This is a genomic window from Mesorhizobium tamadayense (assembly GCF_003863365.1).
GTDB lineage: Bacteria > Pseudomonadota > Alphaproteobacteria > Rhizobiales > Rhizobiaceae > Mesorhizobium > Mesorhizobium tamadayense.
Window position 1 is genome coordinate 47,361 of sequence record NZ_RQXT01000018.1, and the last position, 16,246, is coordinate 63,606.

The 16,246-nt window shown below is 62.4% G+C and carries 20 protein-coding genes and 1 pseudogene; 11 read left to right on the forward strand and 10 right to left on the reverse strand.

What is annotated here, in order from left to right; genetic code table 11:
- Positions 1–2 precede the first annotated feature (2 nt).
- The 3 genes from gatB to EH240_RS16255 all read right to left on the reverse strand — a co-directional run bounded on the left by gatB (position 3) and on the right by EH240_RS16255 (position 3,012).
- Entirely contained in the window at positions 3–1,505 is a 1,503-nt protein-coding gene (gatB, locus tag EH240_RS16245) for an Asp-tRNA(Asn)/Glu-tRNA(Gln) amidotransferase subunit GatB (protein WP_124999895.1), read from the reverse strand.
- A gap of 191 nt (positions 1,506–1,696) precedes the next feature.
- Positions 1,697–2,128 (reverse strand): CBS domain-containing protein, encoded by a 432-nt coding sequence (locus EH240_RS16250; protein ID WP_124999897.1) that lies wholly within the window; start codon positions 2,126–2,128, stop codon positions 1,697–1,699.
- 146 nt (positions 2,129–2,274) lie between these two features.
- Positions 2,275–3,012, reverse strand: a complete 738-nt coding sequence (locus EH240_RS16255; protein ID WP_124999899.1) for a rhomboid family intramembrane serine protease — start codon at positions 3,010–3,012, stop codon at positions 2,275–2,277.
- A 429-nt stretch (positions 3,013–3,441) separates the two neighbouring features.
- Between EH240_RS16255 and EH240_RS16260 the strand changes: the two genes are divergently transcribed.
- The 4 genes from EH240_RS16260 to EH240_RS16275 all read left to right on the forward strand — a co-directional run bounded on the left by EH240_RS16260 (position 3,442) and on the right by EH240_RS16275 (position 6,534).
- Positions 3,442–4,080, forward strand: coding sequence for a PAS domain-containing protein (locus EH240_RS16260; RefSeq protein WP_124999901.1), 639 nt, complete (start codon positions 3,442–3,444; stop codon positions 4,078–4,080).
- A 170-nt stretch (positions 4,081–4,250) separates the two neighbouring features.
- On the forward strand, positions 4,251–4,868 hold the full coding sequence (locus EH240_RS16265; protein ID WP_124999903.1) for a PilZ domain-containing protein: 618 nt from the start codon (positions 4,251–4,253) through the stop codon (positions 4,866–4,868).
- A gap of 253 nt (positions 4,869–5,121) precedes the next feature.
- Positions 5,122–5,727, forward strand: a complete 606-nt coding sequence (locus EH240_RS16270; RefSeq protein ID WP_124999905.1) for a transglutaminase-like cysteine peptidase — start codon at positions 5,122–5,124, stop codon at positions 5,725–5,727.
- Positions 5,728–5,985: 258 nt separating this feature from the next.
- On the forward strand, positions 5,986–6,534 hold the full coding sequence (locus EH240_RS16275) for an ankyrin repeat domain-containing protein (RefSeq protein WP_124999908.1): 549 nt from the start codon (positions 5,986–5,988) through the stop codon (positions 6,532–6,534).
- Positions 6,535–6,575: 41 nt separating this feature from the next.
- On the opposite strand, the gene EH240_RS16280 is transcribed toward EH240_RS16275, so the two are convergent.
- Positions 6,576–7,103 (reverse strand): gamma carbonic anhydrase family protein, encoded by a 528-nt coding sequence (locus EH240_RS16280; protein WP_124999910.1) that lies wholly within the window; start codon positions 7,101–7,103, stop codon positions 6,576–6,578.
- Positions 7,104–7,121: 18 nt separating this feature from the next.
- A complete protein-coding gene (locus EH240_RS16285) occupies positions 7,122–7,457 on the reverse strand; it encodes a DUF6949 family protein (RefSeq protein ID WP_425374805.1) in 336 nt (111 codons plus the stop codon).
- A gap of 118 nt (positions 7,458–7,575) precedes the next feature.
- Here EH240_RS16285 and EH240_RS16290 point away from each other — a divergent pair, with 118 nt between their 5' ends.
- Together EH240_RS16290 and EH240_RS16295 are read left to right on the forward strand one after the other, a co-directional pair.
- The gene (locus EH240_RS16290; protein WP_124999914.1) at positions 7,576–8,295 is read left to right on the forward strand and encodes a hypothetical protein; all 720 of its coding nucleotides are present in this window, start codon (positions 7,576–7,578) and stop codon (positions 8,293–8,295) included.
- Between the two features lie 112 nt (positions 8,296–8,407).
- The gene (locus tag EH240_RS16295) at positions 8,408–9,646 is read left to right on the forward strand and encodes a cytochrome P450 (RefSeq protein ID WP_125000015.1); all 1,239 of its coding nucleotides are present in this window, start codon (positions 8,408–8,410) and stop codon (positions 9,644–9,646) included.
- A 129-nt stretch (positions 9,647–9,775) separates the two neighbouring features.
- On the opposite strand, the gene EH240_RS16300 is transcribed toward EH240_RS16295, so the two are convergent.
- The 5 genes and pseudogenes from EH240_RS16300 to EH240_RS16320 all read right to left on the reverse strand — a co-directional run bounded on the left by EH240_RS16300 (position 9,776) and on the right by EH240_RS16320 (position 13,725).
- Entirely contained in the window at positions 9,776–10,120 is a 345-nt protein-coding gene (locus tag EH240_RS16300; protein WP_124999916.1) for a cupin domain-containing protein, read from the reverse strand.
- A gap of 4 nt (positions 10,121–10,124) precedes the next feature.
- The gene (locus EH240_RS16305) at positions 10,125–11,405 is read right to left on the reverse strand and encodes an O-acetylhomoserine aminocarboxypropyltransferase (RefSeq protein ID WP_124999918.1); all 1,281 of its coding nucleotides are present in this window, start codon (positions 11,403–11,405) and stop codon (positions 10,125–10,127) included.
- A gap of 159 nt (positions 11,406–11,564) precedes the next feature.
- Positions 11,565–12,086, reverse strand: coding sequence for a CoA-binding protein (locus EH240_RS16310; protein ID WP_124999920.1), 522 nt, complete (start codon positions 12,084–12,086; stop codon positions 11,565–11,567).
- Positions 12,083–12,858: pseudogene (locus EH240_RS16315) on the reverse strand (AAA family ATPase). The gene EH240_RS16310 and the pseudogene EH240_RS16315 overlap by 4 nt, the downstream one beginning before the upstream one ends.
- A 45-nt stretch (positions 12,859–12,903) precedes the next feature.
- Positions 12,904–13,725 carry an enoyl-CoA hydratase gene (locus EH240_RS16320; RefSeq protein ID WP_124999922.1) on the reverse strand — a complete coding sequence of 274 codons (822 nt, stop codon included), beginning with the start codon at positions 13,723–13,725 and terminating at the stop codon, positions 12,904–12,906.
- Between the two features lie 153 nt (positions 13,726–13,878).
- On the opposite strand from EH240_RS16320, the gene EH240_RS16325 reads away from it, so the two are divergent.
- The 5 genes from EH240_RS16325 to rpsI all read left to right on the forward strand — a co-directional run bounded on the left by EH240_RS16325 (position 13,879) and on the right by rpsI (position 16,218).
- A complete protein-coding gene (locus tag EH240_RS16325) occupies positions 13,879–14,337 on the forward strand; it encodes a PaaI family thioesterase (RefSeq protein ID WP_124999924.1) in 459 nt (152 codons plus the stop codon).
- Between the two features lie 48 nt (positions 14,338–14,385).
- On the forward strand, positions 14,386–14,580 hold the full coding sequence (locus EH240_RS16330; protein WP_124999926.1) for a type II toxin-antitoxin system HicA family toxin: 195 nt from the start codon (positions 14,386–14,388) through the stop codon (positions 14,578–14,580).
- Between the two features lie 30 nt (positions 14,581–14,610).
- Positions 14,611–15,009 carry a type II toxin-antitoxin system HicB family antitoxin gene (locus EH240_RS16335; protein WP_124999928.1) on the forward strand — a complete coding sequence of 133 codons (399 nt, stop codon included), beginning with the start codon at positions 14,611–14,613 and terminating at the stop codon, positions 15,007–15,009.
- 268 nt (positions 15,010–15,277) lie between these two features.
- Positions 15,278–15,742 carry a 50S ribosomal protein L13 gene (gene rplM / locus EH240_RS16340; protein WP_066989450.1) on the forward strand — a complete coding sequence of 155 codons (465 nt, stop codon included), beginning with the start codon at positions 15,278–15,280 and terminating at the stop codon, positions 15,740–15,742.
- On the forward strand, positions 15,742–16,218 hold the full coding sequence (gene rpsI / locus EH240_RS16345) for a 30S ribosomal protein S9 (protein WP_124999929.1): 477 nt from the start codon (positions 15,742–15,744) through the stop codon (positions 16,216–16,218). Before rplM ends, rpsI begins: the two co-directional genes overlap by 1 nt.
- Positions 16,219–16,246 lie beyond the last annotated feature (28 nt).

The following is a 16,246-nucleotide window of genomic DNA, read 5'->3' on the forward strand; positions in this document are numbered from 1 at the left end:
TGCTAGCCCTCGATGCCGAGCTTGGCTTTGACCAGCTCGTTGACCGCCTGGGGATTGGCCTTGCCCCCGGTCGCCTTCATCACCTGGCCGACGAACCAGCCGGCCATGGTCGGCTTGGCACGCGCCTGCTCGACCTTGTCCGGGTTGGCGGCGATGACCTCGTCGACGACCTTCTCGATGGCGCCGGTGTCGGTGACCTGTTTCATGCCGCGGCTCTCGACCAGCTGGCGCGGGTCGCCGCCCTCGTTCCAGACGACCTCGAACAGGTCCTTGGCGATCTTGCCGGAGATCGTGCCTTCCTTGATCAGGTCGATGACGGCGCCCAGCTGATCGGGCGAAACCGGAGCGTTTTCAATGCCTTTGCCGACCTTGTTGAGAGCGCCCAACAGATCGTTGATAACCCAGTTGGCGGCAAGCTTGCCGTCACGCCCGGCCGCCACTTTCTCGAAATAGTCGGCGATCGGCTTCTCCGACACCAGCACCGACGCGTCATAGGTCGAGAGGCCGAGCGAGCTGATCAGCCGCGCCTTCTTGTCGTCGGGCAGTTCCGGCAGATGCTCAGCCAAAGCCTCGACATAGGCCTGGTCGAATTCCAGGGGCAAAAGGTCGGGATCGGGGAAATAGCGGTAGTCATGCGCCTCTTCCTTGGAGCGCATCGAGCGCGTCTCGCCCTTGTAGGGATCGAACAGGCGGGTCTCCTGCACGATCGCGCCGCCGTCCTCCAGGATGACGATTTGCCGGCGGGCTTCGGACTCGATGGCCTGGCCGATGAAGCGGATCGAGTTGACGTTCTTGATCTCGCAGCGCGTGCCGAAGGCGCCGCCTTGACGGCGCACCGAGACGTTGACGTCGGCGCGCAGCGAGCCTTCGTCCATGTTGCCATCGCAGGTACCGAGATAGCGCATGATGGTGCGCAGCTTGCTGACATAGGCCTTGGCCTCGTCGGCGGAACGCATGTCCGGCTTGGAGACGATCTCCATCAGCGCCACGCCGGAGCGGTTGAGGTCGACATAGGACATGGTCGGGTGCTGGTCGTGCATCGACTTGCCGGCATCCTGCTCCAGATGCAGCCGCTCGATGCCGACCTCGATGTCCTCGAACTCGCCCTGCCGGTCCGGCCCGACGGAGACGATCACTTTGCCTTCGCCAACGATCGGCTGCTTGTACTGCGAGATCTGATAGCCCTGCGGCAGGTCGGGGTAAAAATAGTTCTTACGGTCGAAGACGGACTTGTGATTGATCACGGCCTTCAGCCCGAGCCCGGTGCGGATCGCCTGCCTGACGCATTCCTCGTTGATCACCGGCAGCATGCCGGGCATCGCCGCATCGACCAGGCTGACATTGGCGTTGGGCGCCGCGCCGAACAACGTCGAAGCGCCGGAGAACAGCTTTGCCTCGGACGTCACTTGCGCATGCACTTCGAGCCCGATGATGATTTCCCAGTCGCCGGTGGCGCCGGAGATCAGGCGTTTCGGATCGGGCGTGCGGGTATCGATGATGCTCATGGAGGCCTGCTAGTTCGCTAAACGTGATTTTCACGTCAAAAGTGAAAGTCACTCGCTAGTGCAAACGGCTTTGCGAGACAAGCGCAAAGCCGCGTGCTGGCCTTTTCGGCCGCCCTGCCCGGGGTCTTATGTGTTATCTGAAATGCTTCGCATTCCGCCGGCCGAAAACGGCCGGCGGCACCATCGTCGCCTCAAGCGGTGGCGATGTAGGCCCGGATCTCCTCGGCCTCCCGCTCGACATCCTCGATGCGGCGCTTGACGACGTCGCCAATCGACACGATGCCGTCGAGCATTCCATCCTTCTCCACCGGAAGATGGCGGAAGCGACCCTTGGTCATGATCTCCATGACCTCGTTTACGGTATGGCTCTCATTGCAGATCTTGACCTTGGGCGTCATAGCCGAACGCACCGGAATATCGAGCGCGGCCGCGCCCTCCCTGGCAAGCACCCGCACGATGTCGCGCTCCGAGAGAATGCCGACGATCTTGCGATCGCCGTTGGTGATGACGAGCGCCCCGATCCTGTTTTCGGTCAGAATCCGGATAGCCTCGCTCAGCTTTTCATTAGGCCCGAGCGTGAACACGTCATGGCCCTTGCTTTCAAGAATTGCCTTAACCGTCATGGCGTCCTCCTCAGCCTTGCTCGCCGGCTCCTGCCTGACCGGCTTTTTTGATACATGTCGTTCTCTCAAAACGCTACGCAATTTGGGGCGACATGCATGGCAACATCGTGCGCCGTGATTGGTTGCATTTCAAGTGCGCCGCAGCGTTACCCGGCCGGCATTGGACGGTCGAAAAAGCGCAGGCCGAAGAAGCCGGCGACAAAGCCGCCGATATGGGCTTCCCAGGCGATCTGGCCATCGATGCCCGGCGCGAGGCCGAGCAGGCCGGTGGCGAGGTTGATCACCATCCAGACGCCGAGGAAGGTCATGACGCCGCGCGAGCGCAGCACGATCGCGATCGGCAACGGCTCGCCGGCGAACGCCGCCCTGCTGGAAGAGCGGTCGATGCGGAAACCATAGCGTGCCGCCGCCCCCATCATGCCCGAGATCGAGCCCGAGGCGCCGACGAGCGGCATCTCGCCATACGGGTGCATTGTCCAGAACAGCGCGACCGCGGCCAGGCCGGTCACGGCATAGAACACCGCAAATCGGGTCGCGCCGAAACGATTGGCAAGCGGTGAGCCGAAAGCGGCAAGCCAGACCATGTTGATGGCGATATGGGCAAAGCCCCCATGCATGAAAGCATAGGTGAAGGGGCGCGTGAGCAGGAACCAGTCTAAGCCATACTGGCCGGTGTAGAGCACCGGAATGAAGGCTCCATCGTAGAGCAGCGTCATTTGCTGCGTTTCGTTCAGCACATATTGCTGCAGCAGGAAGACGATCGCGCAAATCGCGATCGCAGCCAGCACCACCGGCGGCAGGTTGAACACCGGCTCGCGGCGCGGCTCCGGCGCCTCTTCGTCTGGCCGCGGTTCGGATTCGGTTGGGCCTGTCGGTTCGCTCATGCGCCCTTGCAGTTGGCTGGAGATTCGATTTCGCCGAGCATCTAGATCACGCCCGATCGATTCACAAACCGCGAATCGCCCCCAAGCTGGAATCGGACAGGGCGCGAATCACCGCGTCCGCGAATCAAAAGAAAGCCGTCCAGGGTTTCCCCTGAACGGCCGGTCGAGTCCCCTGTTCCCCGTAAACTCTTGAATGAAGTGCTGCCGGTCGTCGCGAAACGACCGTTTTGGAGTGGTTTTTGGTGTGCCACAGGCCCCGCCGGCGCGCAACGTAAACCATTTGTTAACCTTAACGACCCCGAGGCGTGAACAAACGTTAACGATACTGGCACGCATCCTGCTCCGCACCGCATGAAGGTCATCGGAGGGCGCCCTGTCTGTTCGCCGATGGGACAACAAAAGAGACAGATTGCGCGGAGCGGAATGAAAATGAATCAGAACGGATCAATCGCGCTGTTCCAATATTGGAACCAGCTGCGTGATGGCCGCCCCGCCCCAAAGCGTTCGGAAGTGGAGCCGGTGGACATCAAGTCTCTCTTGGCGGACACGTTCATCCTGGAGCGCGACACGCGCGGCGAAGCCGTGTTCCGGCTCGCCGGCACCAGGCTGTGCGCCTACTACGGCCGCGAGCTCAAGGGCTTCTCCTTCCCCTCGCTGTGGCGCGAGAAGGACCAGCGGCTCGTGTCGCGGCTCATCCACGGCGTCTTCGACCAGAAATCGGTGCTGCTTTTGACCTACGAGGGATTCAGCCGGAACGGCCGGTCCAACAAGTTCGAGCTGCTGGCGCTGCCGCTCGACGGCGGCGTCGAGAGCCCGCGCTGCCTCGGCATCGTCAGCGCCGCTGAAAGGCCGTTCTGGCTGGGCGCCGACCCGCTCGCCGACGCGCTCATCGACGCGATCCGGGTCATCGATCCCGACAAGGAACCGATGTTCCTGAAAAACCGGCCAGCGATCGAAGTTCCGTCGCTCGTGCCGACGGAGTTCGACACCCCCGAGACCATCTCGGCGCTCGGCCGCGTGCGCCGGATCCGCCATCTCGTCGTCTTCGACGGCGGGCGCAACGAGTAAAGCGGATCGTAAGGCCCTGCCCGATCGGATCTCGGCTTCGCCTTGCGAGGCGTCCGGTCCCAGGCCATTCAAGGCCGGCTTTTTCCCCTTTGTTAACCTGCTTTGCTGTAGGTTTTCCGGGTGAAATTCCTCGCATCGTCGCGCGGAATGCCAACGGGGTGTAGGCAGTCATGAGGTCAGCGGCGGCAGAATACGCGCCGTCCCGCGTGGAGCGGCGCAATTTTCAGCGTGTCCGGGTGAAAATCTACGGACGCTTCATGCTGGAGGACCGGACAGAACATCCGTGCCAGGTGATCGACATGTCGCCCGGCAACGTCGCCTTGCGCACCGATCGCATCGGCATGCCAGGCGAAAAGGTCATTGCCTATATCGACCACATCGGTCGCATCGAAGGCGTCGTGACGCGAACCTCGCAAGACGGCTTCGCCATGACCGTCATCGCCTCGGACCGCAAGAAGGACAAGCTGGCCGCGCAGCTCACCTGGCTTGCTAACAAGCATGAGCTGGACCTGCCGGAAGACAGACGCCACGAGCGCGTCGCGCCGCGCAATCCGATGAGCGTGCTTCAGCTCACCGACGGGCGCCAATATCAGTGCCGCATCATCGACCTGTCGCTTTCGGGCGCGGCGATCGAGATCGACGTCAAGCCGGCGATCGGCGTGCAGGTCATGCTGGGGACAATGCGCGGCCAGGTGGTGCGCCATTTCGAGGATGGCGTCGCCATCGAATTCGCCGTCATCCAGCGGCCGGAAACCCTGGATTCGGAATTCAACGCGCCGCGATCCTGACTGTCGCCAAACCAGGCAAGCACCAAACCGGCCCTTAACGGCCGGTTTTTTGTTGGCCGCCTCGGCGCACTTTTGCAGCCACGTGGCATATCGTGGCGCCACGGAAGCGGGGCGAAATCTCAACAATCCGAAATCGAGATAGTTCCAATTTTATATTTATTCTACAGGCGTTTTACTCAAAAACTACTTCGGGTTTTTGCGTCAAATAAATCCCAACGTGGCACAGTCTCTCTCAAACGGGGAGACTACCATAATGAAGATGACGAGGGGCAAGCTGTTGCTCTTGGCAATGGCGATGCAGCTTTCCGCGTGGGGCACGGCAAGCGCAGGACCGGTGTTCATGCACACGGGCGGCCGCACCACCCAACCGGTCGGCCATTATGAATTCTGCCAGCGTATTGCGGGCGAATGCAACGAGAGGACGCCGAAAGGGTCCCCGGTCGAGCTGACCCGCAAGCTGTGGGCGACAATCATCAAAGTCAACAACTCGGTGAACACCAGCGTCAAGCCGCGCACCGATATGGAGATCTACGGGGTCGAGGAATACTGGGCCTATCCCGGCAACGGCTTTGGCGACTGCGAGGACTATGCGCTGGAGAAGCGCCGCGAGCTGATGGCCGCGGGTGTTCCCGCCGGCGACCTGTTGATGACGGTCGTGCGCCAGCCGAACGGCGACGGTCATGCGGTGCTGACGGTGCGCACGAGCTTCGGCGAGTTCATCCTCGACAATCTCGAGCCGAAAGTGCTCGCCTGGAACGACACGGTCTACACCTACCTCAAACGTCAATCGACCGAGAATTCGGGCGTTTGGGTAACCATCAACGACGGCCGCGAGGACGCCGTCGCCAGCGTCCGCTAGGGCGCCAATGCATGTCGCCCAAAAGTGCGCAGCGGTTTTGGGGCAACGACATGCACAGAGAGATTGAGCACGTCGCATTCATGCGGCGTGTTTAGGAAAAGCCCGGTCGAGTCCCCACCCTCCCCGTCCCCAACGACCGGGTTTTAGGAGCCGGCCCTGTCCCCGGGCCGGCTCCGCCATTTCTGGCCGCCGGCGTTACAGGCTCTTTCTGGTTGCGGCGGATGAGAGCAATATGGCCGTTCATTCGGATGGAAGGCGATGCTGGAAATCCCTGACGACCGCTGTCAGCGCGCCAAGCTGTTCAAGGCTATCGACGACGCCTTCAAGGCGGGCGACTTCGAGGGCCTTGGCCGGGCGCTCGGCGACTCGGCGCGCTGGTTCGACGAGAGGATGCCGTTCGAGCTCGGCCTCGGCCATCCGCTGGAATACGCGATCTACTGGAGCCCGGCCGCCTTCATCGCCGCCCTGCTCGAAGCCGGCTCGAACCCGAATTATCAGGACCATGCCGGTTTTCCTTCGATCATCGCTGCGCTGTCTACCGAGCGGCCGGACAGGCTGGAGATCGTCCGGATCCTGATCGAGCACGGCGCCGACCCGAACATGCGCGGCGTGAACGACTGGACGCCTCTGCATTATGCGGTGTCGCGGCGCGACACCGAGGCGATCCGCCTGCTGCTGGCATCGGGCGCGGACCCGTCGCTCAGGACGCGCATCGATGATTATGAGACCGCCCTCGAAGGTGCGGTCGAAGCCGGATTCGACGCGGGAGCGTCGCTACTACGCAAGGCGATGTCCCGGCGCGGTTGAGCCGGCGGGCAAGCCGTGGCGAGGAACGCCGGTCTTGCTTCTCAGGCCTCCTTCAATCCAGCCTTGAAGCGCTTGCCGTTGGCGACATAGTGCGCGGCCGAGGCACGCAACCTCCCGATCGCCGCGTCGTCCAACACCCGTATCACCTTGGCGGGCGAGCCGACGATCAGGGAATTGTCCGGGAAGACTTTGTTTTCCGTCACCAGGGCGCCGGCGCCGACCAGCGAATTGTTGCCGATCCTCGCACCGTTGAGCACGATGGCGCCCATGCCGATCAGGCTGTTGTCACCGATCGTGCAGCCATGCAGCAGCACACGATGGCCGATCGTACAGCCTTCGCCGATCGTCAGCGGAAAGCCCGGATCGGTGTGCATGACCGTGTGTTCCTGCACGTTGGTATCGGCACCGATCGTGATCGGCTCGCCGTCGCCGCGGATGACGACACCGAACCAGAAGCCGGCATTGCGGCCTATCCTGATATCGCCGATCAGCGTGGCGTCGGGCGCTACCCAGTTGGTTTCGGCATCCTCGAACTGAGGCGCCTTCCCGTCGATCGCATAGATCGGCATTTTCGTCTCCGATTCGTCTCAAGCCGAGAATTCGGTAGAGCCTAGGAGACCCGTTGCCCAGGATGCAATGGCGATCAGCACGATGCCGAGCGCCAGCGCCCACGCAACGGCCGTGCAGCCGCACGAAAGCAGTGCAATGGTGCCGATGCGCCCCTCGCGCCGTGCGGCGAGCGCATCATTGGTGAGCATGAACGGCCCGGCGCAGGCGGTCGCCGCGAGCGAGCGCACAATATGGGCAGGCGAGACATAGGGCTCGGCGAAGGCCAGCCGGCGGCCGCTGACGAGCTCCATGGCCGAGCCAGCGAGGCCGCAAGCCGTCAACCCGACCGCAAAAGCGTAGAGAGGGAGCAACATGGGATCCATCTTTACCAACCGTTTACCATGAAACCGCACAGTCGTGCCGATGCGCTGCAAGGGTCATGCCGCGCGAAGCTGTGCCACCTGAGGACAGATGAGCGGATTGGGGATCGCGATGAGAGAGGCTGCAGCCGAGGACTTCCAGGTCGTCGACTCGACCTTCATGAAGCGGGTCTTCTATGCCTTCGCGGCGCTCGCCCTGCTTTCGGTGGCCATCAGCGTCGGCGGCAAATGGCTTGGCCGGTCGATCGCCATGGCTGGATATACGGACGACACAACCGTGCGCCAGGTCGTCATGGGCAACAACGTGATCAGCGTGCCGGCCAATTTCATCCGCTTCGACCAAGCCAGGCGCGACGGCATCGCCTCGCGCCTCGACCTCTATCTGCGCTACCCCGAGATGGACGGCTACAGCACCGCCGCGCGCGACGACTTCAACCGCGCCACCGTCAAGAAGATCATCTTCCTGTCGTTCGAACCGCGGATGATGTCGCGCGACATGAGCGGCCGTTTCGCGCCGATCTACAGCGCCCTGATCGTCAAGCCGGCCACGTCTGGCCCGGGCGGGACGACGCTCTACGGCTTCACCGAGAAATCAGGCTATCTCAACGAGGTTATGGCGGTTGCCGAGCGGCCGGGGAAGGATCCGTTCGTCGCCCGCTGCCTCAGCGGGCCGAGCGCGGACGAATCGCTGGCGCCCTGCGAGCGCGACATCCATGTGGGCGACGATCTCAGCCTCACCTACCGTTTCCCGCGCGAGCTGCTCGGAAACTGGCAGGCGCTCGATGCCGCGATCGCCATCAAGGTGGCAGGCATCTTGAAGACGGGACATTGAGCGCGGCGCCCTTTGCACGCCGCCCTTGTCCCTTGTTGGCTCAACGCGTCGGCACGACGGGCGCCAAGATACGGTCTGGCATCGGGTCGACAAGGCGCGCTAATGGTCAATGATGATGCCAGACTATCTCGCCTTCGACCCCGCCAGCCGCCGCCTGCGACTCCACCCGCACGAGCCGGCCTTCGTGCAGAACCCGTACGCGGCCTATGCCTTCCTGCACGGCGCCTCGAACGTCTTCTTCTGGGAGGACTACGGCTTCTGGTGTTTTGGCGGCTTCGACGACGTCAATCGTCTGCTGCGGGACCGCCGCTTCGGCCGCCAGAACCCGGCCGGTATTCCCGACAGCCGCGGGATCGGCGACGACCGCTCCCATCTCACCGCCTTCGACGCGATCGAAGCCAATTCCATGCTGGAACTCGAGCCGCCGGTGCATACGAGGCTCAGGACGCTGGTCAATCGCGCCTTCGTCTCGCGCCAGGTCGAGCGGTTGAAACCGCGCATCGAGGCTCTGGCCAATGAGCTGATCGATCGCTTCGAGCCGGGCGGCGTGGACCTGCTGCCCGCCTACGCGTCGCCCTTGCCGATCACCATCATCGCCGAGATGCTCGGCGTCCCGGTCGAGATGGGGTCGCAATTGCTCGACTGGTCGCATCAGATGGTCACTATGTACATGCATGGCCGCACGCGCGAGACCGAGGAGACGGCGAACCGCGCCGCGCGCGATTTCGCGACGTTCCTGCGCGGCTATGTCGCCGAGCGGCGCAAGAAGCCGGGCGACGATCTGCTGTCGCTGCTGATCGAGGCCCAGGACAACGGCCAGAAGCTCTCCGAGGACGAGTTGGTCTCCTCGGCGATCCTTTTGCTCAATGCCGGCCACGAAGCGACCGTGCACCAGACCGGCAATGCGGTGCGCGCGATCCTGGCGCAAGGCGGCGATCCGCGCCGCTTTTTTGCCACGCCGGAAGCGAACGCCGCAACGGTCGAGGAATGCCTGCGCTTCGACGCACCGCTGCACATGTTCCTGCGCTATGCCTATGAGGAGATCGAAGTGGCGCCAGGCATTTTGGTCAAGCCCGGCGAGATGGTCGCGCTGCTGCTCGGCATGGCCAATCACGACCCGCTGGCGTTTGCCGGACCCGCCACGTTCGATCCAGCGCGTACGGACCAGAAGAACGCCTCCTTCGGCGCCGGCATCCATTTCTGCATCGGCGCGCCGCTGGCAAGGTTGGAACTGCAGGTGTCGCTGAAGACGCTGTTCGATCGCCTGCCAAAGCTGCGCGTGGCCGAGGAGCCGCGCTTTCGCGACACCTATCATTTTCATGGGTTGGAGAGGCTTGCGGTCGCGTTTTGAGCTGAAGCCTACCCCATCGTCATCCTTGGGCGTAGCGACGCGGAGCGGAGCGAAGACCCGAGGATGACGAAATGATATGCGCCTCGACCAATCTCGAACATGCCGAGGCACGGTAGCCGGAACCCCATTTCAGAGCCTGATCACATATTCCTTGCGGGTCGTCTCCAGCACTTCCCAGGTGCCCTTGAAGCCCGGCCTCAGCACGAAGCTGTCGCCGGCCCTGACCGTGCGCGCCTCGCCGCCGTCCTCGGCAATCACCGACACGCCGGACAGGATGTGGCAGAACTCCCATTCGTCATAGACGATACGCCACTTGCCGGGCGTCGCTTCCCAGATGCCGGCAAAAAGACCACCGTCGCGCTCCTCGACATTCCAGGTGCGGAATTTCGGATCGCCGGAGATCACACGATCCGCGGCCGGCGCGCCGGCCTCCGGTTCCACGCTTTCGGAATTCACGGCAAGGAAAGCCGACATCGGATCAGACCTTGCTCAGCGCCTGTTCGAGATCGGCGACGATGTCGTTGACGTCCTCGATGCCGACCGACAACCTGACCGTGTCCGGTCCGGCGCCAGCCTTGATCTTCTGCTCGTCGGAAAGCTGGCGGTGCGTGGTCGAGGCCGGATGGATCACCAGCGACTTGGTGTCGCCGACATTGGCGAGGTGCGAAAACAGCTCCAGCGCCTCGACGAACTTTATGCCGGCCTCGTAGCCGCCCTTGAGTCCAAAGGTGAACACGGCGCCCGCGCCCTGCGGCGAATATTTTTTCTGCAGCGCGTTGTTCTTGTCGCCGGGCAGGCCGGGATAGTTCACCCAGGCGACCTTCGGATGGTTCGCCAGCCAGCCGGCGACGGTGATTGCATTGTCGCAGTGGCGCTGCATCCTGAGCGGCAGTGTTTCAAGGCCGGTAAGGATCAGGAAGGCGTTGAAGGGTGAGATCGCCGGACCGATGTCGCGCAGGCCGAGCACACGGGCGGCAATGGCGAAGGCGAAGTTGCCGAAGGTCTCGTGCAGCACGATGCCGCCATATTCGGGGCGCGGCTCCGACAGCATCGGGTATTTGCCCGATTTCGACCAGTCGAAGGTGCCGCCATCGACGATCGCGCCGCCGATCGAATTGCCGTGGCCGCCGATGAACTTGGTCAGCGAATGCACCACGATGTCGGCGCCGTGCTCGATCGGCCGCACCAGATAGGGCGAGGCCAGCGTGTTGTCGACGATCAGCGGCAGGCCGTACTTGCGGGCGATGTCCCCGATCTTCTCGATGTCGACGAAGATGCCGCCCGGATTGGCCAGGCTTTCGATGAAGATCGCCTTGGTCCTGTCGTCGATCTGGCTCTCGAAGGTCGAGATGTCGTTGGTATCGGCCCAGCGGACCTCCCAGCCGAAGTTCTTGAAGGCGTGGCCGAACTGGTTGATCGAGCCGCCATAAAGCTTGTTGGCGGCGACGAAGTTGTCGCCCGGCTGCATCAGATTGTGGAAGACGAGCACCTGCGCGGCATGGCCCGAGGCGACGGCAAGTGCCGCGGTGCCACCCTCGAGCGCGGCAATGCGTTCCTCCAGAACCGCCTGCGTCGGGTTCATGATGCGGGTGTAGATGTTGCCGAAGGCTTTCAGCCCGAACAGCGAGGCGGCATGGTCGGCGTCGTCGAAGACATAGGAAGTGGTCTGGTAGATCGGCGTGGCGCGCGCGCCCGTCGCCGGATCCGGCTTGGCGCCGGCATGGACGGCGAGCGTGTTGAAACCGGGCGTACGGGTCATCGAAATATTCCTCTCCAGATCTTTCGAAATCGCCGGGCATTCTTGGCGAAGCGCGGTCGCGAATGCAAAGAAGAAAATACCTTTCGGCTTGCGATCTGCGGCGAACGCCCGGGGAAATCCATTTCTTCCCGCAATAATTTTGCGCGCCTGGTTGTCGGCCTATTTCTGCCGCACGCCAAAACTCTGGAAACCCTGACGCATCACGGGCTTCTTCGACGACAGCACGCCGGAATTGACGCCGGTCCAGCCGATCTCGCCCGACAGCTTGCCGTATTCGATCTTCGGGCAGCGGTTCATCACCACCTTGATGCCGGCGGCCTCGGCGCGCGCGGCGGCCTCGTCATGGCGCACACCAAGCTGCATCCAGACGACCTTGGGCAGCGGATCGAGCTTCAGCACCTGGTCGACGATGCCCGGCACCGCTGCCGAACCGCGAAAAATGTCGACCATGTCGACCGCATGTGGCAGGTCGGCCAGGCTGGCATAGACCGTTTGTCCAAGGATCTGCTTGCCGGCATGACCGGGATTGATCGGCAACACCGAAAAGCCCTTGGCAAGCAGGTATTTCAGCACGAAATAGCTCGGCCGCACGTCGTTGGGCGAGGCGCCGACCATGGCGATCGTCTTCACCGAATTGAGGATACCGGCGATGTAGGTGTTGTCGTAGGCGTCGTGATTCATGGCTCGTCCTCATACAGCGCTTCAGCGAGAAAGCCATCCGGATCGCTGCAGAAGTCGCGCATCATGCGAAAATGATCGGTGTCGTGAAAATCAATCAGATCGAGGCCGAAGCGGCTGATGCGGAAGAGGCGCGCGTTGGGGCAGGCCATCAGCAATGGCGAATGCGTGGCCATGATCACCTGCGAGGTGCCGGAACGCTCCATGCTCTGAGCAGCTTCAACAATTCTATCTGGCGAGTCGGCGAAAGCGCGCTTTCGGGCTCATCGAGGATGTAGATGCCTTGCCGGCGGCAGCGTTCCCCGAAGAAGCGGATGAACCCTTCGCCATGCGACCATGACAGGAAATCGGGCGGTGCCGCGCCAACGTCCAGCGCGGCGCGATCGAGGTAGCGCGCGACCGAGTAGAAAGACTCGGCGCGAAAGAACCATCCCGCGGTGACCTTCGGCAGCCAGTGGCCGCGCAGCGTACCGGCAAGCGCCGCGCCGCTCTTGTCGACGGCGCCTGCGTGGTCGACAGGCATGTAGCCTTTACCGCCGCCGGCTTCGTCATAGCCGGCCAGCGCGCCGATGGCTTCCAGCAGCGTCGATTTGCCGGTGCCATTCTCGCCGACGATGATGGTGATGGCGGTCGTGAATTCGAACTCGAATTCACGGCTCTGAAAAATCGGCAGGTTCCAGGGATATTGTTCCCAGTCCGCGACCCGCGACGGCTCAAGCAGGATGCGCTTGAGGTAGGCCGCCTTCAGGCGCGTCAGTTGCTTGCGGGCAGCCACGTCGAACCTACAACGATGGAAAAGCGCGGCTGCATCCCGGGCCAGCTATTCGTCTGTCCATTCCGGCTTACGCTTGCCGATGAAGGCGCCGATGCCTTCCTCGGAGTCGCGCGCCAGCATGTTTTCCACCATCACGCGGCCAGTATAGGCATAGGCGTCCGCGAGCCCCATCTCGGCCTGGGCGTAGAAGGCTTCCTTGCCGGTCTTGACGACCAAAGACGATTTGGACGCAATGGTTTGCGCGTATTTGTTGACAACCTGATTCAGATATTCGCGCGGCACAATGCGATTGACGAGGCCGAATTCCTTGGCAGTCGCCGCATCGATCGTCTCGCCGGTGAGCAGCATTTCCATCGCCTGCTTGCGCGAGACGTTGCGCGACAGCGCCACCATCGGCGTCGAGCAGAACAGGCCGATATTGATGCCTGGCGTGCAGAAGGTCGCCTCGTGCGAGGCAATGGCAAGATCGCAGCTCGCGACCAGTTGCAGACCGGCGGCGGTCGCAAGACCGTCGACCTCGGCGATCACCGGCTTCGGGTGACGCACGATTGTCTGCATCAGCCTCGCGCAGGCGGCGAAGGTCTTCTCGAAGAAGGCGCGGCCACGGTCGGCATCGGCACGGTGTGCCGTCATTTCCTTGAGGTCGTGGCCGGCGCAGAACACTTTTCCGGACGCCGCCAGGATGAGGACGCGCACCGACCTGTCGGCCTTCACACGATCGAACTCCGCCTGCAGCGCCGCCATTGTCGCCAGCGACAGCGCGTTGGCCGGCGGGCTGGCAAGAGTCAGCCGCAGAATACCCTTGTCCTGGCTGGCGAGAACAGGGCTGTCTGCGACGGCGGGCTTGATGGCGACAACTTCAGCCACTTTCTAAACCTCGTAATCAGCGCTCGCGGCTTATGGAGCAACAGAACTAGCACGCTGCCGGTTGAAGAACAGCCGCGAGATGTGTTTTCTCCGTCGCACCGTTTGGTCCAGACGCTCACGCCTGGAACCTCCCGTCCATATAGGAAGTCGCGCATGCCCGCCCAAAGCAATCTGATGAAGCCGACGCTCACCGCGGCGGAAGTCAACGCGCTGATGGCGAACGTATACCCGCAGCTCAACGACCGGCTCACATCCTATGAGGCGTTGGACGTGTTTCCAGGCGGCTGCACTGTGCGGCTCAATGCCGACGAGCGGCATCTGCGGCCGGGCGGCACGGTGTCCGGTCCGTCGCTGTTCACGCTGGCCGACATCGGCGGCTACGTCTGCGTGCTCAGCCACGCCGGGCCGGACGCCCTTTCAGTAACCACCAATCTCAACATCAATTTTGTCCGCAAGGCCGAGGCCGGGCCGATTGACGGCCATTGCCGGATCCTAAAGCTCGGCAAGAGCCTGATGGTGTTCGACATCGACATCGTCGCCGGCCCGGATGGACACACCGTGGCGCATGCGACCGGGACTTATTCGATTCCGCCGAAGCGAGCCTCGCCCTAAGAATTGATACGGCGGCGGGATGTGTATATATATGCGCATAGGTGATATTTGGTCGAGCGTGATAGTCGTCGCATCATTAAACGCCTGAAGGATGAAGGCTTCGAATTGGTTTCAATTCGAGGCTCGCATCACAAATTCCGGAAAGGCACTGTCGTGCTTGTCGTTCCGCATCCCGAGAAGGACTTGCCAGTCGGCACCGCTCGCGCAATCGCCAAGCAGGCAGGCTGGATTCAGACGAACTAAAGTCGTGCGCGGGAAAATCAGGAGGCCGAAATGAAGAATTATTTCGCGTTGGTCGAAAAGGATGCTGACAGCGCGTTCGGCGTTCGCTTTCCCGACATTCCCGGCTGCTTTTCGGCTGCGGATGCAGCAGCAGATATCGTGCCGAATGCAATCGAGGCATTGCAGCTTTGGGCGGAGGATATGGCAGTACCTGAGCCATCCAGCCACGAGGCGATTGTATCGCGTCCGGAAATCCGTGCTGCCCTATCCAAAGGAGCGTATCTGGTCTCGGTACCGCTGATCGACAATGACAGTGCCGTGGTTAGAGCCAACGTGACGTTCGAACGTGGTGTCTTGCGCGCGATCGATGCTGCCGCGCGCGAGCGCGGTATTACAAGATCAGCCTTCCTCTCGAGCGCCGCCCGCAAGGAAATCGAGGCTAAGCACTAGCGCTGGGGCGATGAGAGGAGCGCGAAGTATGCGGTAAAATAATACCGCACATCTAAATTGTTGTTTTTTCTATATTTTATGTGCAAACTAAGTTTTCCGTTGCCTTGACGCACCTGACGCCCTCGCCTATAAGCCCTCACGAAGCAGCGGCCCGCAACGGCCGCCGTTTTGTTATTGGCAGGCGGCTTTGGCCGCTTCGTCAATCCAAGCAACAAGAAACGCCTTTCCTTGTCCTCGCGACCGGAAAGGTCCAACCGAGAGCAAAACCATGGCTACCTTTTCGCAGAAGCCTGCGGATGTGGTGAAGAAGTGGGTGCTGATCGACGCCGAAGGTCTCGTCGTCGGCCGCCTCGCCACTGTCATCGCCAACCATCTGCGCGGCAAGCACAAGCCCACCTTCACTCCGCATGTCGACGACGGCGACAACGTCATCGTCATCAACGCCGACAAGGTGGTGTTCACCGGCAAGAAGTACACCGACAAGGTCTATTACTGGCACACGGGCCATCCCGGCGGCATCAAGGAGCGCACCGCGCGCCAGCTGCTCGAGGGCCGCTTCCCCGAGCGCGTCGTCGAGAAGGCCGTCGAGCGCATGATCCCGCGCGGCCCACTTGGCCGCCGCCAGATGAAGAATCTCCGCGTCTATGCAGGCACTGAGCATCCGCATGCCGCCCAGCAGCCCGTCACGCTCGACGTGGCCAAGCTGAACTCCAAGAACAAGAGGGCTTCGTAATGGCTGAGCTTTCCTCGCTCGCAGAACTCGGGACTGTCACTGTCGCCGCGCAGCCGGCCGCGCCCGTCCACGTCCAGAAGCTCGACAAGTCGGGCCGCGCCTATGCCACCGGCAAGCGCAAGAACGCCATCGCGCGCGTCTGGGTGAAGCCGGGCTCCGGCAAGATCACCGTCAACGACAAGGAATTCGCGACCTATTTCGCGCGTCCCGTCCTGCAGATGATCCTCAACCAGCCGATCGTCGCCGCCAACCGCGCCGGCCAGTACGACATCGTCGCCACCGTCATCGGCGGCGGCCTCTCCGGCCAGGCGGGCGCCGTGCGTCACGGCATCTCCAAGGCGCTGACCTATTACGAGCCGGCGCTGCGCTCCGTGCTCAAGAAGGGCGGCTTCCTGACCCGCGACAGCCGCGTCGTCGAGCGCAAGAAATACGGCAAGGCGAAGGCCCGCCGCAGCTTCCAGTTCTCGAAGCGCTAAGCGTTTCGATTACAAGGTTCTCGAAAGG

What these genes read in the sequence shown, in the direction of transcription:
- EH240_RS16325 (WP_124999924.1), top strand. Translation starts at nt 13,879, where the DNA reads ATGCCCGCCCAAAGCAATCTGATGAAGCCGACGCTCACCGCGGCGGAA.
- rpsI (WP_124999929.1), top strand. Translation starts at nt 15,742, where the DNA reads ATGGCTGAGCTTTCCTCGCTCGCAGAACTCGGGACTGTCACTGTCGCC.
- EH240_RS16300 (WP_124999916.1), bottom strand. Translation starts at nt 10,120, where the DNA reads ATGTCGGCTTTCCTTGCCGTGAATTCCGAAAGCGTGGAACCGGAGGCC.
- EH240_RS16250 (WP_124999897.1), bottom strand. Translation starts at nt 2,128, where the DNA reads ATGACGGTTAAGGCAATTCTTGAAAGCAAGGGCCATGACGTGTTCACG.
- EH240_RS16260 (WP_124999901.1), top strand. Translation starts at nt 3,442, where the DNA reads ATGAATCAGAACGGATCAATCGCGCTGTTCCAATATTGGAACCAGCTG.
- EH240_RS16290 (WP_124999914.1), top strand. Translation starts at nt 7,576, where the DNA reads ATGAGAGAGGCTGCAGCCGAGGACTTCCAGGTCGTCGACTCGACCTTC.
- EH240_RS16255 (WP_124999899.1), bottom strand. Translation starts at nt 3,012, where the DNA reads ATGAGCGAACCGACAGGCCCAACCGAATCCGAACCGCGGCCAGACGAA.
- EH240_RS16305 (WP_124999918.1), bottom strand. Translation starts at nt 11,405, where the DNA reads ATGACCCGTACGCCCGGTTTCAACACGCTCGCCGTCCATGCCGGCGCC.
- gatB (WP_124999895.1), bottom strand. Translation starts at nt 1,505, where the DNA reads ATGAGCATCATCGATACCCGCACGCCCGATCCGAAACGCCTGATCTCC.
- EH240_RS16285 (WP_425374805.1), bottom strand. Translation starts at nt 7,457, where the DNA reads ATGTTGCTCCCTCTCTACGCTTTTGCGGTCGGGTTGACGGCTTGCGGC.
- rplM (WP_066989450.1), top strand. Translation starts at nt 15,278, where the DNA reads ATGGCTACCTTTTCGCAGAAGCCTGCGGATGTGGTGAAGAAGTGGGTG.
- EH240_RS16335 (WP_124999928.1), top strand. Translation starts at nt 14,611, where the DNA reads ATGAAGAATTATTTCGCGTTGGTCGAAAAGGATGCTGACAGCGCGTTC.
- EH240_RS16270 (WP_124999905.1), top strand. Translation starts at nt 5,122, where the DNA reads ATGAAGATGACGAGGGGCAAGCTGTTGCTCTTGGCAATGGCGATGCAG.
- EH240_RS16295 (WP_125000015.1), top strand. Translation starts at nt 8,408, where the DNA reads ATGATGCCAGACTATCTCGCCTTCGACCCCGCCAGCCGCCGCCTGCGA.
- EH240_RS16265 (WP_124999903.1), top strand. Translation starts at nt 4,251, where the DNA reads ATGAGGTCAGCGGCGGCAGAATACGCGCCGTCCCGCGTGGAGCGGCGC.
- EH240_RS16310 (WP_124999920.1), bottom strand. Translation starts at nt 12,086, where the DNA reads ATGAATCACGACGCCTACGACAACACCTACATCGCCGGTATCCTCAAT.
- EH240_RS16275 (WP_124999908.1), top strand. Translation starts at nt 5,986, where the DNA reads ATGCTGGAAATCCCTGACGACCGCTGTCAGCGCGCCAAGCTGTTCAAG.
- EH240_RS16280 (WP_124999910.1), bottom strand. Translation starts at nt 7,103, where the DNA reads ATGCCGATCTATGCGATCGACGGGAAGGCGCCTCAGTTCGAGGATGCC.